Annotated in this window: 12 protein-coding genes and 1 pseudogene; 4 read left to right on the top strand and 9 right to left on the bottom strand. The window is 75.0% G+C overall.

The genetic code is table 11. The annotated features are described in order from the left end of the window. Positions 1 to 248: 248 nt before the first annotated feature. From J7W19_RS01175 to J7W19_RS01165, 3 genes and pseudogenes are all read right to left on the bottom strand, one after another. A complete protein-coding gene (locus tag J7W19_RS01175; RefSeq protein WP_004944942.1) occupies positions 249 to 491 on the bottom strand; it encodes a hypothetical protein in 243 nt (80 codons plus the stop codon). Positions 492 to 607: 116 nt separating this feature from the next. After that, a pseudogene (locus J7W19_RS01170) lies at positions 608 to 842 on the bottom strand (DUF5133 domain-containing protein). A 168-nt stretch (positions 843 to 1,010) separates the two neighbouring features. After that, on the bottom strand, positions 1,011 to 1,481 hold the full coding sequence (locus J7W19_RS01165) for a MerR family transcriptional regulator (protein WP_051072599.1): 471 nt from the start codon (positions 1,479 to 1,481) through the stop codon (positions 1,011 to 1,013). Positions 1,482 to 1,535: 54 nt separating this feature from the next. Between J7W19_RS01165 and J7W19_RS01160 the strand changes: the two genes are divergently transcribed. Both J7W19_RS01160 and J7W19_RS01155 read left to right on the top strand, forming a co-directional pair. Beyond that, the gene (locus J7W19_RS01160; protein WP_233478046.1) at positions 1,536 to 2,540 is read left to right on the top strand and encodes an oxidoreductase; all 1,005 of its coding nucleotides are present in this window, start codon (positions 1,536 to 1,538) and stop codon (positions 2,538 to 2,540) included. Between the two features lie 275 nt (positions 2,541 to 2,815). Then, a complete protein-coding gene (locus tag J7W19_RS01155) occupies positions 2,816 to 2,995 on the top strand; it encodes a hypothetical protein (protein WP_152266132.1) in 180 nt (59 codons plus the stop codon). 71 nt (positions 2,996 to 3,066) lie between these two features. Here the strand turns inward: J7W19_RS01155 and J7W19_RS01150 are convergent, their stop codons facing one another. Further along, the gene (locus J7W19_RS01150) at positions 3,067 to 4,281 is read right to left on the bottom strand and encodes an IS30 family transposase (RefSeq protein ID WP_004956531.1); all 1,215 of its coding nucleotides are present in this window, start codon (positions 4,279 to 4,281) and stop codon (positions 3,067 to 3,069) included. A gap of 211 nt (positions 4,282 to 4,492) precedes the next feature. Here J7W19_RS01150 and J7W19_RS01145 point away from each other — a divergent pair, with 211 nt between their 5' ends. Both J7W19_RS01145 and J7W19_RS01140 read left to right on the top strand, forming a co-directional pair. Further along, entirely contained in the window at positions 4,493 to 5,347 is an 855-nt protein-coding gene (locus tag J7W19_RS01145) for a hypothetical protein (protein WP_004944656.1), read from the top strand. Between the two features lie 182 nt (positions 5,348 to 5,529). Further along, positions 5,530 to 5,874 (top strand): DUF6355 family natural product biosynthesis protein, encoded by a 345-nt coding sequence (locus J7W19_RS01140; RefSeq protein ID WP_004944658.1) that lies wholly within the window; start codon positions 5,530 to 5,532, stop codon positions 5,872 to 5,874. A gap of 67 nt (positions 5,875 to 5,941) precedes the next feature. Here the strand turns inward: J7W19_RS01140 and J7W19_RS01135 are convergent, their stop codons facing one another. From J7W19_RS01135 to J7W19_RS01110, 5 genes are all read right to left on the bottom strand, one after another. Next, positions 5,942 to 6,814 (bottom strand): TauD/TfdA dioxygenase family protein, encoded by an 873-nt coding sequence (locus tag J7W19_RS01135; protein ID WP_004944661.1) that lies wholly within the window; start codon positions 6,812 to 6,814, stop codon positions 5,942 to 5,944. A 39-nt stretch (positions 6,815 to 6,853) separates the two neighbouring features. Further along, complete coding sequence (locus J7W19_RS01130; protein WP_004944665.1) at positions 6,854 to 7,564, bottom strand: hypothetical protein; 711 nt, start codon at positions 7,562 to 7,564, stop codon at positions 6,854 to 6,856. Then, the gene (locus J7W19_RS01125; protein WP_004944667.1) at positions 7,527 to 8,585 is read right to left on the bottom strand and encodes a GSCFA domain-containing protein; all 1,059 of its coding nucleotides are present in this window, start codon (positions 8,583 to 8,585) and stop codon (positions 7,527 to 7,529) included. Before J7W19_RS01125 ends, J7W19_RS01130 begins: the two co-directional genes overlap by 38 nt. Positions 8,586 to 8,649: 64 nt before the next feature. After that, entirely contained in the window at positions 8,650 to 18,012 is a 9,363-nt protein-coding gene (locus tag J7W19_RS01115) for a non-ribosomal peptide synthetase (RefSeq protein WP_004944669.1), read from the bottom strand. Next, the gene (locus J7W19_RS01110; RefSeq protein WP_004944672.1) at positions 18,009 to 22,076 is read right to left on the bottom strand and encodes a non-ribosomal peptide synthetase; all 4,068 of its coding nucleotides are present in this window, start codon (positions 22,074 to 22,076) and stop codon (positions 18,009 to 18,011) included. Before J7W19_RS01110 ends, J7W19_RS01115 begins: the two co-directional genes overlap by 4 nt. Between the last annotated feature and the right edge of the window lie 423 nt (positions 22,077 to 22,499).

Raw genomic sequence — 22,499 nt, 5'->3', positions numbered from 1 at the left:
GGACAGGGCGCCCGAACAGGTCCGGCTCCCGGATGCTCCGGGAACCGAATTCCGGCCGGCGGCCGTACGCGTGCGGAACCGCCGCTTCCAGCCAACCCCCGGCCGGAGGTTTCCGCAATCCGGCCGGAATTCCGGCCGCGCATTTCGGCACGTTTTACGGCCGTCGCCGGACGCGGAGTTCCCCGAATGGACGGGACGAGGGGGCCGCACCGGACGGAACGGCCCCCTCCGACTATGGTCCCGGCTGTTCAGCCCGCGGCCGGGCCCGCGTCCTTCGTCCCCGACAGCTCCTTGAGGAACCGGTGGCACTCGGCCGCGCGGCGCGAGTCCTCGGCCATGACCGAGCGGAAGAACTCCGCGATCTCCTTCTTGCCGGCGTTCTCGGCGTCACGGACGTACTGCCCGTAATCGTGGCCCGCCTTGAGCGAGTGGTACTGCACGGAGACGAGATCGAAGACGACGTCGCTGAATCCGGTTTCACCCGTGGCCATGGTGTGTCCTCCCTGCGTTTTTCGTGCGTGACGAGTACTCGCTTTCCGAGCCCTCCGGTTACCCCTCCGCCGGAGGTTCACACGGCGCCCGGCCGGCGGGGCGGGGCCGCCCGCGTTCATTCGCCCGCGGCGAGCAGGGAATCGTCCTGTACCCGGGGCGCCCGGCAGCCGGTAGCGGGCGGCGATCAGCGCCGCGTCCACGTCGTTGGTGCCCGTGGCCAGGCAGAGGAGGTAGGCGACGTCGTCCAGCCGCTGCCGCGCCTCCGGGTCACCCGACTCCACGTGCAGCAGGTCGAGCGCCGTGTACTGCTCCACGAGATTCGCCAGGACAGCGGGGTGAGCCATCAACACGGGTCACCACTCCTTTCACCGATTTCCCTGTGGGGGTGCCGCGCGGTGCCGATGAGGGGGCACGCCGTCCGCGGTGAACGGGCTGTTACCCAGGTCGGCGGGGCTCATGCGACGGGAGTGGCGAGGTCGTGGAACTACCGCCGAGGTCGGGACCAGCGAGGTCAGGGCTTATGGCGCGTCGCCCGGCGCCGAAGGAACCGGCGCCCAGACCCCGGCGGCCGTCCCCTCGCGCACATGCCGCTCGTAGATTGTCACCTTGTTCCGGATGATCTCCAGGTCCTCGCCGAGGGCGGCGATCCTCGCGCGCACCGCCCGTTCGTGCTCGCGGAGCAGCTCCAGCCGCAGCGCCTCGTTCCCGGGCCCCGACCGCACCAGCTCCGCGAACCGCGCGACGGTCGCCACCGGCATGCCCGACGCCCGGAGCCGGGCGACGAGCAACAGCCAGTCCACGTCCGCCCGTTCGTACACCCGCCGGCCCGCCGCGTTCCGCGGGACCGGGCGCAGCAGCAGGCCCTCGCGCTCGAAGAACCGCAGCGTGTCCACGCTCATCCCGGTCGCCCGTACGGTCTCGCCTATGGAGCGGCCCTCGTCCGGGGAGCGGCCGTCGCACACACCCGTGTCGTCCGCGCTTGTGTCCATGACGCCGCAGCCTAGCTTGACCTGGACCGCACTCCAGCTTCTAGCGTCCCGGCCATGAACACACCGCACCACGCGCCGGCGGACCGCATGCGGCGGCAGCGCCCGCTCGGTTCCGGTTTCGGAGCCGCCGGCACCGCCGACGACGTCCTGGCGGGCGTCGACCTCACCGGCCGGACCGCCCTGGTCACCGGCGGCGCCTCGGGCCTCGGCCTGGAGGCGACGCGGGCCCTCGCCCGGGCCGGGGCCCGCGTCCTCGTCGCCGTCCGCCGGCCCGCCGCGGCGGAGACGGCCCTGCGCGCGGCGCTTCCCGCCGCGCCGCACGGCGCCGTCACCGTCCACGCGCTCGACCTCGCCGACCCCGCCGCCATCCGGGACTTCGCCGACGGCTTCCTCGCCACCGGCCGCGCCCTCGACCTCCTCATCGCCAACGCCGGTGTCATGGCCTGCCCGGAGACGCGCACCGACGCCGGCTGGGAGCTCCACTTCGCCGTCAACCACCTGGGTCACCACGCTCTCGTCAACCGCCTGCGTCCGGCCCTGAACCCGTCCGGGGCGCGGATCGTGGCGGTCGCCTCCGCCGGCCACTTCCTCTCCGACATCCGCTGGCACGACCCCCACTTCCGCACCGGGTACGACCGGTGGCTCGCCTACGCCCAGTCCAAGACGGCCAACGCGCTGTTCGCCCTGCACCTCGACACCCTGGGCGCCGACGACGGCCTGCGGGCCTACTCCGTCCACCCCGGCAGCATCCTCACCCCGCTCCAGCGCCACGTTCCCCGCGACGAACAGATCGCCCAGGGCTGGATGGACGCGGACGGCACCCCGGCGGCGGGCTTCAAGTCCCCCGCCCAGGGCGCGGCGACGGCCGTCTGGGCGGCCACCTCGCCGCTCCTGGCGGACCACGGCGGGGTCTACTGCCAGGACTGCGACATCGCCGGGCCCGCCACCACCGACGACATGCTCGTCGGCGGCGTCAAGCCGTGGGCGGCCGACCCCGAGTCGGCGGCCCGCCTCTGGGACCTCTCGGCCCGGCTCACCGGCCTGGACGCCTTCGCCTGAGCGGCCGCCGGGGTCCCCGGCGGTCCGAAGGATTCCCGTGGACCGTCGACCGGCCGGGCGCGCGCCCCCTAGGCTGCGCTCGTGACTCCGGCCCCATGAGGCGCACGCGGCCATCAGGGGGTGGAAGTGGACGGCCCACGGAAGGGAAACGCCATGGGATCGACGCCGTGTTCGACCTGTAACGGGACCGGGTACGTGACCAGCGACGGTCTGACGAGCTCGTGCTCCGACTGCGGCGGCACCGGGCGCATTGAACACAGCTAGGAGTGATCGCGATGTGCCACAAGTGCTTCGGAGTGGGATTCATCGACGAGCATCTGCAGGGCGGCACCAAACTGGTGCACCCGTGCCCCGCGTGCAACAAGGGCGAGTCGGACAGCACCCGCGAGCCGCGCAGGCTGCCGGGCTGGATCAAGCGTCTCCCTCGCGCGGAAGGACCCGTACCGGGCAAGTAGGCAGGTGAGCGGAGGAGGCCCCGTCCGACGGGGCGGTTTCTAGGGGTCGTTGCAACACGTGGTCGTGTTGATCAGGCCGCAAGCAGTTTATGCAGGCGCTCGGCTGGGGTTTCCCAGCCGAGCGTTTTGCGTGGGCGGCCGTTGAGTTCGGCTGCGACGGCGTCGAGGTCTTCACGGCTGTGGGCGGACAGGTCGGTGCCCTTGGGGAAGTACTGCCGCAGGAGGCCGTTGGTGTTCTCGTTCGAGCCGCGCTGCCAGGGGCTGGCGGGATCGCAGAAGTAGACCGGGACATCAGTGGCGATGGTGAAAGCGTGGTGGGCGGCCATCTCGCTGCCCTGGTCCCAGGTCAGGGACCGTTTCAGGTGGGTGGGAAGCCGCTGCACGGTCTCCTGGAGCGCGTCGCGGACCTGCTCGGCACCGCGGCCGTCCGGCAGATGGACCAGCATCACGTAGCGGGTGGCGCGCTCGACCAGGGTGCCGATCGCGGAACCGCTGTCCTTGCCGATGATCAGGTCGCCTTCCCAGTGGCCGGGCACCGCCCGGTCCTCGGCCTCGGCGGGGCGTTCGCTGATCATGACCATGGGGTGGGTGAAGCGCGGCTGGCGCGAGGCGGCCTGGCGCTGTGGCCTGCGCATGGCCCGGCCGCTTCGCAGGGAGCGGGCCACTTCGCGGCGCAGTTCGCCGCGTCCTTGGATGTAGAGGGCCTGGTAGACGGTTTCGTGGACCACGTGCATCTCCGGCCGGTTCGGGAACTGTGCCCGCAGAGCGTTGCAGATCTGTTCCGGGCTCCACCGCCGTCTCAGGTGGCGCTGGATGAAGTCCCGGAGTGCCGGGTTGCGGGCGATCTTCCCCTGCTTGGGGCGGGGCCGGCGGGCATCGGCGCGGGCCTGGGCAGCGTGGGGACGGTACTGCCCGCCCACGGGGTGGCGGTTGCGGCGGATCTCGCGGCTGACCGTGGAGGGGCTGCGGCCCAGCTCGGCCGCGATCGCCCGCACCGATGCCTTCTCCCGCAGCCGGTCGGCGATGTGGATCCGGTCGGTCTCGGTCAGGTACCGGGACGACAGCGAGGGCGCCCGCACAGCGTGTGCGGGCAGCCTCGGCGGCTTCCTGCGGCCCTCGGGCCGGCCGTTGCGCCACTCACGGCCGGTCCGAGGGTTGACACCTACGCGTCGGCTCGCCTCCGCGTTACCGAATCCCAGCTGCATGAGCCGGAAGTATTCCTCCCGTTCCCGGTGCAGCTTCCGTGGGCCCTGTTCCCTGCGGCTCTCACGGATCTTGAAGTCCATCGCATCCCCTGAGCTGGGGTGTTGCGACGACCACTAGAACCCAAGCGGCCGGACGGGGCCTCCTCCGTGCCGGATCCTCCGTGCCGGATTCTCCGCGCCAGGTGATGATCGCGACATCGCGCCCGGCGCCCCCGGCGGGTGAGGATACGGGTGCGGGCCGGAGCATCCCGGCGCGCGCGAACCAGCAGTACAGCGGACAGGAGAAAGAACCGTGAGCCGTCCCGCGCCCTCCGCCGAGGCACTCCCGCGCTTCCTCACCCGGCTCGACGCCGCCGCGGCCGGCCGGTGGGAGGAGCGTCCCACGCCGGGCCCGGACCTGCCCGACTGGTTCGTCCAGCTCACCGGCGCCCTGTGGGACGGCCAGGACGGCCGGAGCGACCAGGCAGATCAGAACGGTCACAACGGCCAGAGCGGCCAGAGCGGCCAGAGCGGCCAGAACGGCCAGGGCCCCGCAGCGGCCGCCGAGTGGGCCCGCCGCGTCCACGACGCCTGCGCCCGCCTCGACGGCCGGATCCCCCTCACCGCCGTCCACGACTGGCACGCCCGCACCGTCGTACCGCTGCTGGCCGGACCGGACGAGGCGGGGCCCTACGAGGACGTACGGGCGCTGCACGCGAGGGCGGCGGCGGGGGAGCCGGCCGCGGAGGACGCCTGGGCCGCCGCCCTCGAACCCGTCCTGCGGGACGTCCACCGGCGCGCCTACCCGTACGCCGACGCCTTCGCCACGTCCGCGTCCAACGCCCTCGCCTGGGCGCGCACCAACGACTACGGCGAGGCCGAGGCCCGGGAGTTCGCGGACGGCTACGCCCGGCTCAACACCGGCGCCAACGTGACGTCCTACGCCGACGCCAACGCCATCGTCCAGGCCCGCGCGCTGGCGGCGGCCTACGCGGCGGCGGACCCGGCCGCCTACGCGGCGTGCTACCCGTTCGCGGCGGTGAACGCCTACGCCCTCGCGCTCGCCGGGCAGGACACGGCCGACGGCCGGGAGGAGCGGCGCCGGGCGGCCTGCGGGCGGCTCGCGGCGGGGCTGGCCGAGAGTCTGGAGAGGGCCGCGGGGGCCTGAGGCGGCCGGGGCCGGGCAACGCCGGGAAAACGGACGGCCGTTCGAACCCGGAAACGTCGTTCCGACTCCTTCGAGCACCGTCGAAACACCTGGTGACACGGCCCTCGTCAGGCCACTCTGGCGTCGTTGGCAGCGGTGGCGGGACGGGATTCGCCACCACCCTCCGGCGAAGGAGACGACGCATGAAACTCCGCGGAACACTGTCCGCCACCACCGCCCGGCTCGGCCTCGCGGCGGTCACCCTGGCCGGCGCCCTCGCGTGCGCCACGGTCGCCCCCGCGACCGCCGCCCCGGAGCGGATCCAGGGCTGCGGCTGGAACGAGAGCAGGGGCGGCGAGCGCGCCTACTACGAGCACTGCGCCACCAACACCAACGTGTGGATCCAGGTCACGCGCTTCCCCCGGTCCAACTACCACCGCTGTGTGGGCCCGGGCCGCACCAACCTGGACTTCGACGCCACCGGCGCCTGGTACGACAGCGGCTACCGCGGCGGGCTCTGCTCCCACCCGGGCGACACCGGACCCTGACCCGGACACCGGACGGCGGTCCGCCCTCCCCGCCGCCGGGGGAGGGCGGACCGCCGCTGACGCTTCGTCAACTCTGCGGCTTGGTACCGTCGATGGCGACCCGGCGACCGTAGCGGCCGTGCGGGAAGTAGTCCCAGATCGCGTGGTGCTGGACGCAGCGGTTGTCCCAGAACACCAGGGTGTTCGGCTGCCAGCGCACCCGGCAGGCGAGCAACGGCGTCCCGGCGATGTGCCGGTACAGCAGCTCCAGCAGGGCCTCGCTCTCGGCCGCCGACAGCTGCGGGATGTGCGAGGTGTAGGGACGGTTGACGAAGAGGAGCTTGCGGCCGGTCTCCGGGTGGCGGACGACGACCGGGTGCTCGTTCACCGGCACCTCGTACTCGGCCGGCGGGCCCTGCTTGCCCCAGGGCTGGGCGCCGTCGTGGACCGCGGTCAGGCCGTCGAGGAACGCCTTCATGGCGGGGGAGAGCATCTCGTAGGCGAGGTGCATGTTGGCGAACATGGTGTCGCCGCCGCTGCCGGCCTCCGGTATGCGGGTGATGTGCAGCATCGAGCCGAGCGACGGCTCGGCGTCGGCGGTTCCGTCGGCGTGCCAGCCGTTGCCCGCCACGTTCTTCGACTCGGCCGACGCGCTGATCTCCAGCACGTACGGGTCGCTGTCGGGGGCGGCCAGCGCCACCGGGTGCAGCGGGCCGAAGTGCGCCGCGAACCGCTTGTGGTCCTCGGACGTGATCTCCTGGTCGCGGAAGACCAGGACGTGGTGGGCGAGGAACGCGTCCTTGATCTCGGCCAGTTGACGGTCGGTCAGCTCCTGGGAGAGGTCGACGCCGGAGACCTCCGCGCCGAGGACCGGGGTGACCGGGTCCAGGGTGATGGTCTCGTAGGCGGGCTTCGGGCGGGTGGTGAGCGCCTTCACGGCGTCGAGTGCGTAGTCTTCCATGGCCTTTCCTGTACTGCGTCGCGGTAGGGGTGAGGGGCTTCAGAGCCCGCGGTCGAGGAGTTCGGCGAGGATGATGCGGCCGAAGGCGAGGTTGCCGTGGATGATGTCGTCCTTCTCGCACAGCTCGGGCCGCTGGAGCCCCGACGCGTCGGTGGTGCGGGCGCGCAGGTCCACGACCTCCACGCCCAGCGCGGCGACGGCCCGGCGGACGCACTCCTGCGCCGCCATGAACACCTCGCGGTCCGACATGCCGGGCACCCGCTGCGGCGGCATCACCGCCAGCACCCGGAGGCCGAGGCCGCGGGCGTGGGCGTAGAACGCCAGCGCGTCGCGGACGGCCGCCCGGACGAGCGCGTCGAACAGCGGGCTGTCGAGGAAGCCCGGCGGGAAGGCGCCGCCGCGGGTGCGGTAGATCCGCCAGTTCTCCGTCGTCGCGACGAAGTGGGCGCTGAAGCCGAACGTGCACACCAGCGGCACGGTCAGCCGGTCCAGACCCGGCACCCCCAGCTCGTCGAGGAACGAGCGGTAGCGCGCCTCCGTCTCCGCGTCGCGGAAGACGACGTCCCGCCCCCGCAGGTCGTAGAAGCCGGCGGTGAAGTCCCGCCCCGAGCCGATGGGCCCGCCCGCGAACGGGATCCTGGCCGCCTGCGCCGCCCGGCCGACGGGACCGGCGTGGGAGTCGCCCAGCAGCAGGAACCTGGCGGGGGCGGCGTCAGCGGGGGCTGTAGTAGTCGAGTACGGCGTCGTCACACCAGAAGTCCTCTCCGGCGGTGGGGTGGGCGGGGGAGCGGTCGGTAGCGGGCGGACTCACGGGGGCCGCCCGCCGTCCTTCGAGCGCGCCGAAGAACCGGTCCATCACGAAGGCGACGCCCTCCGGCGTCACCGTCCGCAGGTTCGGCTCGAAGAACACCCCGCGGAACGGCGCGCCGGTGACCAGCTCGTACGACGGGAAGTAGTCCACGTGCCCGTGTTCGGCGGCGAGTTGGCCGGCGACGGCCCGCAGGACCGACTTCGAGTACGTCGTGGCGGTGAGCGCGTGACCGCCGGTCGCGGTCGCCGTCAGCGGCACCGGCGAGACGGTGAGCAGCACCTTCAGCCCGGGGTTGACGGACCGGGCCAGCTCCAGGGCGGCGGTCAGGTCCCGGCGCACCTCGTCGAAGGCGAAGTTGTGGAAGACGTGCCGCTCGGGGTCGAAGGTGCCGCGCACGGTGCCCGGGCAGACCGGGTGGACCGGGCCGCCGTCGCGGTCGCGCCACGCCTCGGTCAGGCCCAGGGTGAAGATCAGGCAGTCCGCCTCCGCGAGGCCCGCGCGGACGGCGGCGAGCGTCGCCGCCCGCGCGGCGAACAGCTCTTCGGCGGACGCGTACCCGGCCGGCTCGACCGCCGGGCGGCAGGGGTCGTGGAAGCGGTCGCCGTCGTGCCACACCTCGCGCGGCGGCTCCTCCGCGCCCAGCGCCCACGCGAACCACTGGCGCAGCACGGCGGCGGTGTAGATGTTGCCGGTGCGGAAGGAGAACACGCCGAAGTGGCGGTCGCGGCGCTGCTCCGGGGTCAGGCCCGGGGGCGCGGGCTCGGTGTCGCGCCAGTTCATGCCCCGGTCGCGCAGGGCGCGGCCGATGTGCCGGGCGAAGCAGGATCCGGCCGTGAGGAGGACGTCGTCCTGGCCGATGGCGAACTTCGGCGTCCACAGGCCGTCGATGTCCGCCCACGCGGGCTCGGCGACCGCGGTCCGCCAGAAGGAGTGGGACGGGAGTGACTGATAGGGATTCATGGGGTGGGGTTCTCGGCCTCGGTTCGTCCGTGTGGGTGGTCGTGATGTGCCGGCGCCGGTCGGCTCAGGCACGGGCGGTCGCCTCCGGCGCGGGGACGCACGCCGCGTTGACGGCCTCGGCGACCGCCGCCACGTGCGGCGGCCGGACGATGCCGTAGTGCGTGGTGTCCAGGCACCGCGCCTCCGCCAGCAGCGGCAACCGCCCGGCCCAGAGCCGCCGTTGCTCCGCCGCCGGCACCCGGGAGGGCAGCCCGGCCTCCGCCCGCTCCGCGAGCCACAGCCGGACGGGCGTCGCGGGCAGCGGCGGCGGTTCGTGGCCCGCCATGCCCGCCAGGTTGGCGCGGCAGCAGCGCGCCAGCCGCTCGGCGTACGCCCGGGCCTCCGGACCCGCAGGGGCGCCGGAACCGGCCTCGGCCAGCTCCCGGGCGAACAGCCGCTCCAACTGGCCCTCGTCGTAGCCCGGTACGTCCTTCCCGGCGCCGGGCGGCGGCGGGTCCAGCAGGTACAGCTCCGCGACCGGCCCGTCGGACGCCTCCTCCCCGGCCGCCATCGCCTGGGCCACCCACGCGCCGAACGACCAGCCGGCCAGCCGCCAGCGCCAGGCGTCCCGGGGGAAGCGCCGGCGCAGCGCCGCGCGGTAGCGGTCCGCGCGCTCGGCGACCGTCCAGGCCGGGGCCTCCGCGCCGCGCAGGCCCGGATCGCTGATCAGGCAGACCGTCAGCCGGGGGTCGAGGGCCGACACCAGCTCGCGGTACGCCCGCACGTCGCCGCCGACCGGGTGCACCAGGCACAGCACGTCGCCGCCCGTGCCCTCCTGCCAGACGTCCAGCGGCACCTCGTCGCAGGCGTGACCGGAAGCGCCGGTGGCCTCCGCGAGGTGCGCCAGCACCTCCGCCAGGCTCACCCGGTGGCTCAGCCGCGACAGTTCGAGCTCGACGCCGTACTCCTCCTCGACCGTGCCGATGAGGTCGAGGAGGGTGAGGGAGTCGGCGCCGTGGTCGTACAGGGACGCCTCCGGGTCGAGCTCGTCGACGCCCAGGGAGCGGCGGAGCCACTCGGCGAGCCGCTCGGCCGCCGCCGGCGCGGGGCGCGCCTCGGCGGTCGCGGGCCGGCCGGCACCGGGCGGCGGCGCGTAGAAGACGCGCGCCTCCTCGGGGTCCGTGGTGGACACCAGGAGCTGGGGCAGGCGCAGCCGCAGCGCGTCGGCGAACAGCCGCTGCCCCTCCTTCACCGTCAGTCCCACCGCGAGGTGTGCCTGGTGGCGGGCGTCGGCGTGCAGCGCGTCCAGCGCCATGCCGGTCTCGCTCCACACGTCCCAGCCGACGCCGATCCGCAGTGTGCTCCCGTCCCCCTGGTACCGGGCGAAGCCGTCCAGCAGGCCGTTCGCGGCGGCGTAGTCGAACTGGCCGACCCCGCCGAGCTGCGCCGCCATCGACGAGCAGTAGACGGCGAACGCGGGCCGGTCGCGCTCGATCAGCCGCTCCACCAGGAGCGCGCCGCGCAGCTTGGCCGCCGAGGCCGCCCGCGCCGCGGCGGCGTCGCGCCGCAGCAGCAGGCCGCCCGCGGCCACGCCCGCCGCGTGCACCACGCCGTCGACACGGGTGGCGAGCCGGTCGAGGACCGCCTCCGGCGCCTCCGTCGCGAGGTCCGCCTCCAGCAGGTCGACGCGGTCGGCCCAGGGCGCCAGCTCCTCCGGGAGCTCGGCGTGGCGGGCGAGCAGCACGACCCGGCAGCCGGCGTGCTCCAGCAGCCGGGCGGCGACGCTGCGGCCGATGCCGCCCGTCCCGCCGAGCACCAGGTACGTGCCCGGGCCCACCGGCCGTGCCGGCGCCGCCACCGGGGCGGGCGCGGGCACCGGCAGCAGCGCCTGCCGCCACCAGTAGCCCTGCCGCAGCGCCAGCCGGCGTGGCAGCTCCGCAGCCGGGTCCGCCTCGTCCGCCTCGGCCAGCAGGGCGGGCAGCGCGGCCCAGTCGGCCGGGTCGCGGCCCGGCAGGTCCAGCCAGCGGCCGTCCACGCCGCACTCCTGCGGCACCACCTCCGACGCGCCCGCCAGCAGCCCGAGTTCGGGGCGGGTGACCGGACCCTCGACCGGATGGGCGCCGTACGACAGCCACCACGGGCGCAGCCGCGTCCCGGCGGGCAGGTCCGCGGCGGCCCGCAGCAGCGCGGCGGGCGTGTCGAGACACGCCCAACGGGCGCGCTCCAGCGCCTCCTCGCCGACCGGGCCCTCGACGGCGAGCGGCAGCGCGTGCAGCCAGTCGACCGTGTCCGCCCCGGCGGCGCCCAGCGCGTCGAACAGCTGCCGCAGCGACCCGGGGTCGGCCGGGTCGGCCTCGTACCGGTCCGCGCCGACGCGGGCGAAGGACGCCGCGGCCCGGACGTGCGCCACCCGCTCGAACGCCGCCTCGAACGGGCGCAGCGCGCCCTCCGGCAGCGGGCCGTCCGTCAGGACGACGAGCATGCCGGCGACCCGGGCCGCCGGGTCCGTGCCCGCGTGGTGCCGCCGCACCCAGTGCGGCTGGCGCAGCCACTCGGCCTCCGGCAGCCGCTCGGGCCAGGAGGGCTCCCGGGTGGGAGCCGCCACCCGCTCGACCTCGTAGCGGGCCAGGTCGAAAGCGGGCGGCGGAAAGTCCCACGGCGCCTGCGCCGACCCCTCCGGCCAGCGAACGTCCGCACCGGCCCGCCACGCGGCCACCAGGTCGGCGGGCGACAGGACTTGGGCGTCGAGGCCCGTGCCGGTCCGCCGTGCGACCGCGGGCTCGTCGGCCGGGAGGTTCTGGGTGTCGACGGCCGTGCCGGCCTGCCACGCGGTCGCCGGTTCGCCGGCCGGCAGGGCGTCGGCGTTCGTGCCGGCTCGCCACGCGGCTGTCGGGTCGCCGGCCGGCTCGCCTTGCGTGTCGCCGGCCGGCCCGCCCTGCGCGCCGACGGTCGTGCCGTCCGGCGACGCGGTCGTGCCGTCCGGCGACGCGGTCGTGCCGTCCGGCGATGCGGTCGTGCCGTCCGGCGACGCGGTCGTGCCGTCCGTCGCCCCGGCCGTGTCGCCGTTGACCGTCCGCAGCCAGGTCACCGCCTCCGCCGCGTCGGCGCACACCGCCGCCGCTCGCCATCGGCGGGCCGGGCGCCCGGACTGGAGGTGTCGCAGCACCCGGCCGTACGCCTCCGGGCGCGCCTCCAGGTAGTCGGCGATCCGGGCCGCGTCGGCGCGCAGGCCGGCCTCGCTGCCGCTGGACAGCGGCAGGACGGGCACGGCCGGTCCGGTCGCTTCGGGGGCGGCCGGTTCGCCGGCCTCCAGAACGACGTGGGTGTTGGTGCCGCCGATGCCGAAGCTGCTGACCGCCGCGACCCGCGGCCGGTCCGCGGGCCAGGGTTCCGCCGCCGTCGGGATCCGGAACGGCAGCCGCTCGTCGGCGATCCGCGGGTTGAGCCGCCGGAAGTCGACGGTCGGCGGGACGACGCCGTGGTGCACCGCCAGCGCCGCGCGGACCAGCCCGACGACGCCCGCGGCCGCCCCCAGGTGCCCCAGCTGGCTCTTCACCGACGACAGCGCGCACCGGCCCGGCTCCTCCAGGCCGTACGCCTGCCGCAGCGCGCCCACCTCGACCGGGTCGCCGAGCCGGGTGCCGGTGCCGTGCGCCTCGACGTAGCCGAGGTCGGCGGCGGTCCGGCCGCTGCGCCGCAGGGCGGTGCGGATCACCTCGCGCTGCCCGGCGAGCGAGGGCGCGCTGTAACTCATCTTGTCCGCGCCGTCGTTGTTCACGGCCGAGCCGGTGACCACCGCGTACACGGTGTCGCCGTCCCGCCGGGCCAGCCGCAGCGGCTTGAGCACCACCACGCCGACACCGCTGGCGCCGACCGTCCCGGCGGCGTCGTCGCTGAAGGGGCGGCAGTGGCCGTCGGGGGAGAAGATGTGCTGCGGCTGGTAGCGGTAGCCGCCGGTCAGCGTCGGGTCGACGAGGACGCCGCCGGCCAGCATCACCTCCGCGTCCCCCTGCCGTAGCAGCCCGGCGGCGACGTGCACCGCGAGCAGCGAACTGGAGCAGGCGGCCTGCACGGTGAACGCCGGGCCGGTCAGCCCCAGGTGGTAGGCGACCTTGGTGGTGAGGAAGTCCTTGTCGTGGTGCTGGGCCAGCCGGAACGCGTCCGGCAGCGCGGCCGGGTCGGCGTCCCGCAGCAGGGACTGGAAGTAGGTGTTCTCACCGCAGCCGGCGACGATGCCGGTCCGCCGCGCCGCCGTATCGCCGGCGATCCCGGCATGGGCCAGCGCCTGTACCGACGCCATCAGCAAGTGGCGCTGCTGCGGATCCATCAGCCGCGCCTCCTGGCGGCTGATACCGAAGTGCTCCGGGTCGAAGTCCAGCGGGCCCGTCAACTGGCTGCGAGCGCCCACCAGTCCGTCGGCCGCGTCGAACCGTTCGATGCCGCGCCGGCCCTCGCGGACCAGGTCCCAGAAGGCGGCCAGGTCGTCCGCGCCGGGCAGCCGGACGGCCATGCCGACGACGGCGACCGGCTCGTCGGCGGCGGGACGGTCCTCCGCGACGGCGGGGGCACCCGGCGCCGCGCCCTCTTCCAGGAAGCGGGCCAACCGCCGGACGGAGACGTGCTCGAACAGGTCGGGGATCGTGAACCGCAGCCCGGGTTCGCCGGTGCAGCGCAGATGAAAGCGCATCAGGTCGAGACTGGACGCCCCGGCGTCGAAGAACCGCTCGTCGGGATCGACGGCACGGCCCAGCACCTCCTCCAGCAGCCCCGAGAGCCGCGCCTCCAGCGGCGACGGCGCCGGTCCGGAGCCACGTCCCGGCCGCAGGTCCGTCCCCGGGACCGCCAGGGCGCGTCGGCGGTCCAGCTTGCCGCTCGGCGTCAGCGGCAGCGCCTCCACGACGCGGAAGCGGTCCACCCGCACGTGCGAGGGCAGCAGCCCGGCCAGATGGGCCGTCAGCTCGTCGGCGGCCGGCGGCTCGCCGTGGCACTCGAAGGACGCCACCAGGCGCCCGCCGTCCTGCGCCACGACCGCGTTGACGACGGCCGGGTGGCGCAGCAGCGCCGCCTCCACCTGCCCCAGCTCCAACCGGTGGCCGCTCAGCTTCACTTGCCGGTCCTCGCGGCCCAGGTAGTGCAGCAGGCCCTGCCGGTCGAAGGCCGCCCGGTCGCCGCTGCGGTAGAACAGCCCCTCCCCGGGCAGTTCGGTGAACCGCGCGGCGTTGAGGTCGTCGTCGCCCGGGTAGCAGGGCGCGGCCATCGGGCCGCCGATCAGCAGGCTGCCCGGGCAGCCCGGCGGCACGGGCTCGCCCTCCGCGTCCACCACCCGCAGCACGGCGCCCGCCACCGGGCGGCCGATCGCCGGGCGGGACGGCCAGCCGGCCGGGTCGCCGTCCAGGCACAGTCCGCTGACGACATGCGTCTCGGTCGGCCCGTAGTGGTTGAACAGCCGGGCATCCGGCAGCCCCGCGAACCAGCCGCGGATGGCGTCGGTGCACAGCAACTGCTCGCCCGCCGTGACCACTTCGCGCAGCCGGGACGGGAAGCGGCCCAGCCGCACCCCGTGCTCGGCGAGCAACTGGAGGGCCACGTACGGCAGGAAGAGGCGCTCGACGCCGGCCGTCTCCAACTGCTCCAGCAGCGCGGGCGCGTCACGCCGCCAGCCGGGTCTGACCAGGTGCAGCCGGCCGCCGCCGGTCAGCGTGGTGAAGACCTCCTGGAACGACACGTCGAACGACAGCATCGAGAACTGCTGGGTCACCGCGGGCCCCGCGAGCCCGCCGTCCGTCTCCTGCCAGCGCAGCAGGTTGCACAGCGTCGCGTCGGGCACCTGGACGCCCTTGGGCCGGCCCGTGGAGCCGGAGGTGAAGAGGGTGTACAGCGGGCGCCTGCCCGGGTTCTCCGGTAGATTCGTGCCGTCCGGCGCCGCCGACAGCACCACGGGGTGGCGCGGCAGCCCCTCCGGGGCGATGGCGTCGAGCGCGGGCGCGCCGCCCGGCGGGACCAGCACGCACAGCGGCGCCGCCTGGTCCAGCACCTGCCGCAGCAGCTCCGGCGGGTACGCCGGGTCCAGCGGGACGGCGGTCACCCCGAGCCGGGCCAGCGCGAGGAGCGCCACCACGTGCTCGGCCGACGCTTCCAGGTACAGGGCGACGCTCGCCGGCCGGTAGGCGGGCGGCAGCGGGTGCCGGTCCCGCAGCTCCAGGGCCAACCCGGCCGCGTACGAGGCGAGTTCGGCGTAGCGGATCTCCCGGCCGTCCGGTGTCACCACCGCCGTCGCCTCCGGGGTGCGGCGCGCCTGGCGGGCGAAGCCCTCGGCCACCGTGGTGAACGCGGGCTCGGCCACGGGACCGCGCCCGGGCTCCGGCAGGCTCCGCCGGTAGCCGGCCACGAGTTCGGCCGGGGTCGTGTCGCCGCCCTCGGCGAGCGCGTCCAGGCCCCGCCGGAAGAGGTCGTCCATGGCCGCGACCTCGTCGGCCGTGAAGTGGTCGGCCGCGTACTCCCACAGGCAGTCCAGGCCGTCGCCGCGCTCCACGACGGACAGGGTCATCGGGCACTTGGCGTCCGCGGGCGCGTGCCACACCGGACGCGTCACGACGCCGGGCAGGGACAGAGCGGAGAAGTCCGTGTTCTCCAGGACGAACAGGAAGTCGAACGGCGGCCCGTCCAGGCGGGACGGACGGTCGGCCAGGACGTCCGCGAACGCCACGTCCTGCCGCTCCAGCACCTCCCGCACCAGCTCGCCCTGGCGCAGCAGCTGACCGCGCAGGCTCTCGCGCGGCGCCACCTCGACGGGCAGCGGCAGGGTGTTGGCGAACATGCCGACGCTGTCCGCGAACTCCCGCACCGGCCGGTTGGCCACCGGGCCCGCCAGCCGCGGCCGGGTCCGGCCCGCCACCCCGTACAGGCTCCACGCGTACACGCCCAGCAGCAGCTGGAAGCGGGTGAGCCCGAGGTCGGCGCAGAGCCGGTCGAGCACCGCCCGCCGCTCCGCGTCCAGCGTCGTGCACAGCAGCCGCCCGGGCTCCGCCGGCCGGGGGAGGGACGGCAGCGCGGGCTCCGCCTCCTCGACACCGGCCAGGCGCTCGCGCAGCGCCGCCCGCTGCTCGGCGTAGCCCGGCGTGGCGCACCACGCCGCCTGCCAGCCGGCGAAGTCCAGCGGCGTCGGCACGGCGGCCGGTTCGTCCGGCTCCGCGCCGGACACCAGGGCCGCGTACGCCGCGGACACCTCCTCGAACAGCACGTTCAGCGACCAGCCGTCGATCGCGATGTGGTGCAGCCGCAGCAGCAGCGTCCCGCCGTCGCCCTCCGGCAGCCAGCGGGCGTGGAACATCTCGGGCCGCGCCAGGTCGAACGGAGCGGTGAGGAACCGGTGCCGCGCCTCGTCCCCGGCGTCCGCGCCGGTCGTCCACGGGTCGTAGGGCGCGCCGACCTCCTGCCGCAGCCCCTCGGCCGCGGGGACGAACGCCGTGCGCAGCGCCGGATGGCGGACCACCAGCCGGCGCAGCGCCTCGCGCAGCGCGCCGGTGTCCACGGCGCCGTCCAGCCGGAAGGCCATGCCCACGTGGTACGCGCGGGAGTCCGGTTCCCGCTGCTGGAGCAGCCACAGCCGTTGCTGTTCCGATGTCGCGGGCGCCGTACGGGCGTCCGCCGGGGCGGGCACCGGCGGGTACGCGGCCGGTTCGCCGTCGCGCAGGGCGGCGAGGGCGGCGGCGAGGGACGCGAAGTCCCCGCCGACCACGGCCGCGCGCGGCGGCTCGCAGCCCCAGCGGCGGCGCGCCTCGAAGCGCAGCCGCAGCGCCTTGAGCGAGTCGCCGCCACTCGCGATCCAGCGGTCGCCGGGGCGCAGGCCGGTGACGCCCAGCACCTCCTCGGCCAGGTCCAGCACCTCGCGCTGCCACGGGGTGACGTCCCCGCCGCCCGGCGTCCGCCCGGGGCGCCACGGCCGCCCGTCGTGGGCCAGCAGCGCGGCCTCGTCGACCTTGCCGTTGGCGTTCCGCGGCAGGGCCGGCACCCGGTACAGGTGGTGCGGGCGCATGTACGGCGGCAGGGCCGCGGTCAGGTGGCGGTCGAACTCCTCGTACGACAGCCCCTCGTCCGGCACCACGAACGCCAGCAGCTCCAGCACGCCGGCCGCGTCGGGCCGGGCGCAGACGTGCGCCCGGCGGACGGCCGGATGGGCCGTGATCCGCTGCTCCAGCTCGCCGGGCTCGATGCGGAAGCCCCGCACCTTCACCTGCCGGTCCACCCGGCCGACGTAGGTGACCAGCCCGTCGTCGTCCAGCCGTACGAGGTCACCGCTGCGGTAGTGGCGCTCCCGGCCGCCGTCGTGCCACGGCAGTCGGACGAAGGCGCGGGCGGTCTCCTCGGGGCGGTTGCGGTAGCCGTCCGCCAACCCCTCGCCGGAGAGCAGGAGTTCGGCCAGCTCGCCGGGGGCGGCCGGGCGGTCGCCCACCACGGCCAGCGCGCCGGTGCCCGGCAGCGGGCGCCCGATCGGCACCGCGTCGCCGTCGAAGTCGCGCGGGATCGGATACGTCAGCGCGAACGTCGTGCACTCCGTCGGGCCGTACGCGTTGTACAGCGTGGTGCTGGTACGGGGGTTGGCGCGGTACCAGTCGCGGATGACGCGGGCGGTGAGCTTCTCGCCGCCGATCAGCACCTCGCCGACCCCGGCGAAGCAGTCGGGGACGGTGTCGACCACGGCGTTGAACAGGGCCGCCGTGACGAACAGGGTGTCGATCCGGGCGTCGCGCAGCGCGGCGGCCAGCAGCTCGGGGGACTGCACCGTCGCGTCGTCGAGCACCACGCAGCAGCCGCCGGTCAGCAGCGGCACCCACACCTCGAAGTTGAGGGCGTCGAACGCCGGGTTGGCCAGCCAGGCGTGCCGCTTCGGGCCGCCGGGCCGCAGCCAGCCCGGCCGGGCCAGCCGCAGGATCCCGGCGCCCGGCACCTCGACGCCCTTGGGGAGGCCGGTGGTGCCCGAGGTGTAGAAGACGAACGCCGTGCCGGACGGGTCGGCCATCAGCTCGTCCGCCACCGGCCCGTCCGCCACCGGACCGGCTTCCAGGGCCGCCGCCTCCAGCGCGGTGACGCCCTCGCCCGCGCCGGCGGGCGGCGTCCCGTCGTGCACCACCACGGCGGCACCCGAGTCGGCGAAGATGTGCCGCTGCCGGCCGGCCGGGCTCTGCGCGTCCAGCGGGACCACCACCGCGCCCAGCCGCAGCACGCCGAGCATCACCCGGACCAGGCGCGCCGAGCGCGGCAGCGCCACGGCCACCGCCTGTCCAGGCCGCACGCCATGGGCGCGCAGGGCGCGGGCGACGGCGGCGGAACCGGCGTCGAGTCCGGCGTAGTCGAGGATCCGGTCGCCCTCCGCCACGGCGGGGGCGGACGGGGTGCGGCGGGCCCGGTCGAGGACGCTCTGGGCCAGGCCGCGGGGGGTGCTCGTCATCGTGTCTCCTGCGCCGGGGCGGTACGGGGGGTGGGGACGGCGGCGGGGGACGCCGCGAGGCGGGACAGCTCGGCTTCGATCAGCGCGGCCACCCGGGCCACACCGCCGCCCTCGAGGACGTCCCAGTGGCCGCAGGCGAGCGGTTCGACGGTCAGGCCGGCGCCGGTCCGCCGGGCCCAGAACTCCCGCTGGCGGGCCAGCTGTTCGGGTGCCACCCGGTCGTCCTCCGGGCCCTCGGCCTGGACCAGCACCGTGCGGGCGGCCGTCGGCGGCACCGCGTAGTCGCGCGTCGTCAGCCGGCTGTGGTTGTAGACCTGGAAGTACCGCTCGATCTGCTCGTCGTCGATCCCCGGGTACATCCCGTTGAAGCGGACGAGCTTGTCGCGGAACTCGGCGAGTTCCACCGGCCCGATCGCCGCCCGCTCGGCCGGGTCGTCGGTGCCGTGGGTGTCCAGCAGCACCACGCCGACCCCGGTGCGGCCGGCCGCCGCCAGCCTGCGGCCCATCTCGTGCGCGATCAGCCCGCCGTACGACAGGCCGGTGAGCACCAGCGGCGCGTCGGGCAGCGGCTCGATCAGCCGCAGGTACTCCTCCGCCATCGCCTCGACGGTGGGCAGGAACGATTCACCCTCGTTGAGGCCCGGCGCCTGGACGCCGGTCACGCCGACCTCGTCGGGCAGCAGCCCGGCGAGCGGCAGGTAGCAGAACGCGGTGCCGCCGGCCGGGTGGACGCAGACCACCCGCGCCCCGCCGGCCCCCGGGCGGAACTCGATCAGGCTCCCGGGGCGGCGCTCCGCCGCGCCCTCGCGGAGCAGGCCGCCCAGCGCCTCGATCGTCGGGTGCAGCAGGACGTCCCGCACCTGAAGGGTGACGCCGAACGCCTCGCGGACCGCGTGCGCCAGCTTGATGGCGGAGATCGACGTGCCGCCGAGGGCGAAGAAGTCGTCGCGGACGCCGATGTCCTGATGCAGCAACAGACTTCGCCATATCTGATACAGCGTCAGTTCTATGGAGTCGCGCGGACTGGCCTGGTTGACGACGGCGGGGCCGCGCGACGCGGCCCGCTCCAGCACCGCCGCGCGGTCGAGCTTGCCGTTGGCCGTCAGCGGCAGCCGCGGGAACTCCACGAAGACCTGCGGGATCATGTAGTCCGGCAGCCGCCGGGCCAGCGCCGCCCGCCACTCCGCCGCCGGGCGCGGCTCCACGCCGTCCCGCCCCACGGCCGCCACCAGGACCGGACCGCCCGGCGCGGCGCGGTCCACCAGCACCGCCGCCTCGCCGACGCCCGGCTCGGCCCGCAGCGCGGCCTCCACTTCGCCCGGCTCGATCCGGAACCCGCGCAGCTTCACCTGGTCGTCCCGGCGCCCCGCGTACTCCAGATCGCCGTCCGACAGCCACCGGGCCAGGTCCCCGGTGCGGTACATCCGCCCGCCCGGCACGAACGGGTCGGCCACGAACCGCCCGGCCGTCAGCCCCGGACGGCCCAGGTAGCCGCGGGCCAGGCCCGCCCCCGCCACGTACACCTCACCCGGCACACCCGGCGGCACCGGCCGCAGCCGCTCGTCGAGCACGTACACCCGGGTGTTGGCGATCGGCCGGCCGACCGGGCTCTGCCGGTCCAGCGGCCGGGGCGTGAAGTACGCCGTGCTGTACACCGTCGTCTCCGTCGGCCCGTAGCCGTACAGCAGCCGCAGCCCCGGCAGGGCCTCGGTGAAGCGGTGCAGCGTGGCCTCGGGCAGCGACTCCACCCCCGTCAGCAACTGCCGCAGTGCCAGCCCCTTCAGCCGCTCCTCGGGCGCCTCGTCGATCCACCGGACGAAGGCCGGCGGCAGGAACGCCTGCGCCACCCGGTGCTCCCGCATCCAGTCCACCAGCGCCGCCGGGTCGAGGCGCACCTCGTCCGGCACCGGGTACAGCACCCCGCCGGTGGTCAGCGGCAGCAGCAACTCCTGCTGGGCCACGTCGAAGCCGGTGCTCGCCCACTGCGACGCGGGCTCGCCGGGCAGCGCGCCGCACCGCGCCACCCAGTGGTCCAGCAGGTTGAGGACGGCGCGGTGCGGCACCGCCACGCCCTTGGGACGGCCGGTCGAGCCGGAGGTGTAGATCACGTACGCGAGGTCGTCGGGGGACACCGCGACGCCGGGCGCGTCCGCGCGCGCCGCCTCCGCCTCGACGGCGGCGAACGTCGCCCACCCCTCGGGCCGCGCCGGCTCACCGCTCAGCACCACTGCGGGACCGGCGTCCGCCACCATCCCGGCCAGCCGCTCCGCCGGCAGGTCCGGGTCGAGCGGCAGGCAGGTCCCCCCGGCCTTGAGGACGCCCAGGGCGGCCACCGCGAGCTCCGCCGAGCGCCGTAGGTGCAGCCCCACGACGTGGCCGCGCCGAACCCCGCGGGCGATCAGGGCGTGGGCCAGCCGGTTGGCGCGCCGGTCGAGCTCCGCGTAGGAGAGGCGTACCGCGCCGTCCACCACGGCGGGTGCGGCGGGACGCGTCCGCGCCTGCTCCTCGAAACGTGCCACCAGCCCGGCCGGATCGGCCGGCGAGGCGGTGTCGTTCCACTCCTCCACGACCCGCCCGCGCTCGCGCCCGTCGAGCAGCGACAGGTCCGCCACCGGGCGCTCCGGGCCGTCCGCCATCCACGCCAGCACCTGCCGCAGCCGGCCGACGTACCGCTCGGCCGTCACCTCGTCGAACAGCGCCTCGGCGTAGCGCAGGCAGCCGGTCAGCCGGCCGTCCTTCTCCGCCGCCATCAGCGTCAGGTCGAACGTGGCGCCGGGCGCCGGCAGCGGCAGCGGCGTCACCTCGACGCCCGCCAGCTCCAGCGCGCCGCCGTCCGTGTACTGCCACGCCAGCATGTTCTGGAACAGCGGGGTGTGCGCCGGGCTGCGCACCGGCTTCACCAGCTCGACGACGTGCTCGAACGGCAGGTCCTGGCGGCGCAGCCCGGCCCGGGCCACCGCCCGTACGCGGTCCAGCGCCTCGGCGACCGTCGGCTCGCCGGACAGGTCGACGCGCAGGGCCAGGGTGTTGACGAAGAATCCCGCGACGTCCTCGACGTCGCCCCGCCGGCGGTTCGCGACCGGTATCCCGACGACGAGATCCCGTTGCCCGGACATCCGGGAAAGCAGCAGGGACCAGCCGGTGAGCACGGTCATGAACAAACTGGCGCCGTGTCGCTCGCCGAGCGACTTCACCGCGGCCGTCAGTTCCGCGTCGAAAGCGAACGGGACCTCGGCGCCGCGGTAATCCTGTTCCGCCGGACGCGGCCGGTCCGTGGGGAGTTCCAGCAACGGCGGCGCCCCCGCCAGGGATTCCGTCCAATACGCGGCCTGCTCCGCGAACGTCCCGTCCTCCCACTCGCGCTTCTGCCGCACGGCGTAATCCGCGTATCCGGAGGCGAGCGGCGGCAGCGGATCGGGTTCGCCGCGCAGGAACGCCGTGTAAAGGGCGCCGAGTTCCCGCATCAGCAGGACTTCCGTCCAGCCGTCGTAAATGGTGTGGTGGAAGGTCAGCAGCAGTTGGTGCCGGTCCTCGCCCAGGACGACCAGCCGGCCGCGCGCGAGCGGACCCCGGGCCAGGTCGAAGGGGGCCGCGGCCTCCTCCCGGCGCAGCCGCTCCAGCCGCTCCGCCGCACCGGCCCCGGTGCCGGGCGCCCGTGACAGGTCGGCCACGGACAGCGCGAACCCGGTGTCCACCGGGTCCACCTGCTGGAATACCTCGCCGTCCACCGCCAACAGGCGTGTCCTCAGGGCCTCGTGGCGCGCCGTCAGGGCGTCGAGCGCGCGGGCCAGGGCGGTCCGGTCGAGAGGACCGCGCACGTCGAAGGCGAGCGGCACGTGGTACGCCTCGCTCGCCCCCGGCAACTGGGCCAGGAACCACAGCCGTCGCTGGGCGAACGACGCCGGGACGCGGTGCCGCGCGTCGGCCGCCGGAGCGGGGTCGCGGCCGGGGGCGGCGGTCGGCGCGGAGCGTGCGGGCGGTCCGCCGGTCCCCTCCTTCCGCTTCTTCCGCGCCGCGTACGGCTGTTGGGGGGTGGGGGCGCTGGGCGTCTGCTGCGCGGGCAAGGCTGCTTCTTCTCCTCAAGGGGAGGGGGGAAGACCGCTTCTGAGGGGGGAAAGCGGGGAAAGGCACAGGTGGGGGGCGTGCGGTTACCGGGGGAAATTCGACTGCCGCACCGGTAACGACCAGCCGTCATGAACGACTTCATGCGGCGTCGTCAGGGCATGGCGAACCTCCGGGCCGCCTGGTCGCCGTGGCGTAAGGAACGCGGGGTGACAGGCTCCGTGTGTCGGTGTCTGGGCTGTACGGCGATGATTGATCACTGAATGCGGTGTGTCAATGGTTGATCGCTTGAATGTGATCCTGCTCCCGTATCGTTCCGCCCGCCGATAGATGGCTCTACCAAAGACCGCTTGCGGCGATCGCGGAGGGTGCCGAAACTCGAAGGGAAGGGCAGGCCGGGACCGCCGGAGAATACCCGCGGGTAA

The organism is Streptomyces mobaraensis NBRC 13819 = DSM 40847 (assembly GCF_017916255.1).
Taxonomy (GTDB): domain Bacteria; phylum Actinomycetota; class Actinomycetes; order Streptomycetales; family Streptomycetaceae; genus Streptomyces; species Streptomyces mobaraensis.
The sequence above is the reverse complement of the archived record's forward strand: the minus strand, read 5'-3'. Positions and strand labels throughout refer to the sequence as shown.

Bases quoted from the DNA above. Each gene is read 5' to 3' on its own strand.
- J7W19_RS01175 (WP_004944942.1), bottom strand. From the start codon at position 491: ATGGCCACGGGTGAAACCGGATTCAGCGACGTCGTCTTCGATCTCGTC.
- J7W19_RS01165 (WP_051072599.1), bottom strand. From the start codon at position 1,481: ATGGACACAAGCGCGGACGACACGGGTGTGTGCGACGGCCGCTCCCCG.
- J7W19_RS01160 (WP_233478046.1), top strand. From the start codon at position 1,536: ATGAACACACCGCACCACGCGCCGGCGGACCGCATGCGGCGGCAGCGC.
- J7W19_RS01155 (WP_152266132.1), top strand. From the start codon at position 2,816: ATGTGCCACAAGTGCTTCGGAGTGGGATTCATCGACGAGCATCTGCAG.
- J7W19_RS01150 (WP_004956531.1), bottom strand. From the start codon at position 4,281: ATGGACTTCAAGATCCGTGAGAGCCGCAGGGAACAGGGCCCACGGAAG.
- J7W19_RS01140 (WP_004944658.1), top strand. From the start codon at position 5,530: ATGAAACTCCGCGGAACACTGTCCGCCACCACCGCCCGGCTCGGCCTC.
- J7W19_RS01135 (WP_004944661.1), bottom strand. From the start codon at position 6,814: ATGGAAGACTACGCACTCGACGCCGTGAAGGCGCTCACCACCCGCCCG.
- J7W19_RS01125 (WP_004944667.1), bottom strand. From the start codon at position 8,585: ATGAATCCCTATCAGTCACTCCCGTCCCACTCCTTCTGGCGGACCGCG.
- J7W19_RS01115 (WP_004944669.1), bottom strand. From the start codon at position 18,012: ATGACGAGCACCCCCCGCGGCCTGGCCCAGAGCGTCCTCGACCGGGCC.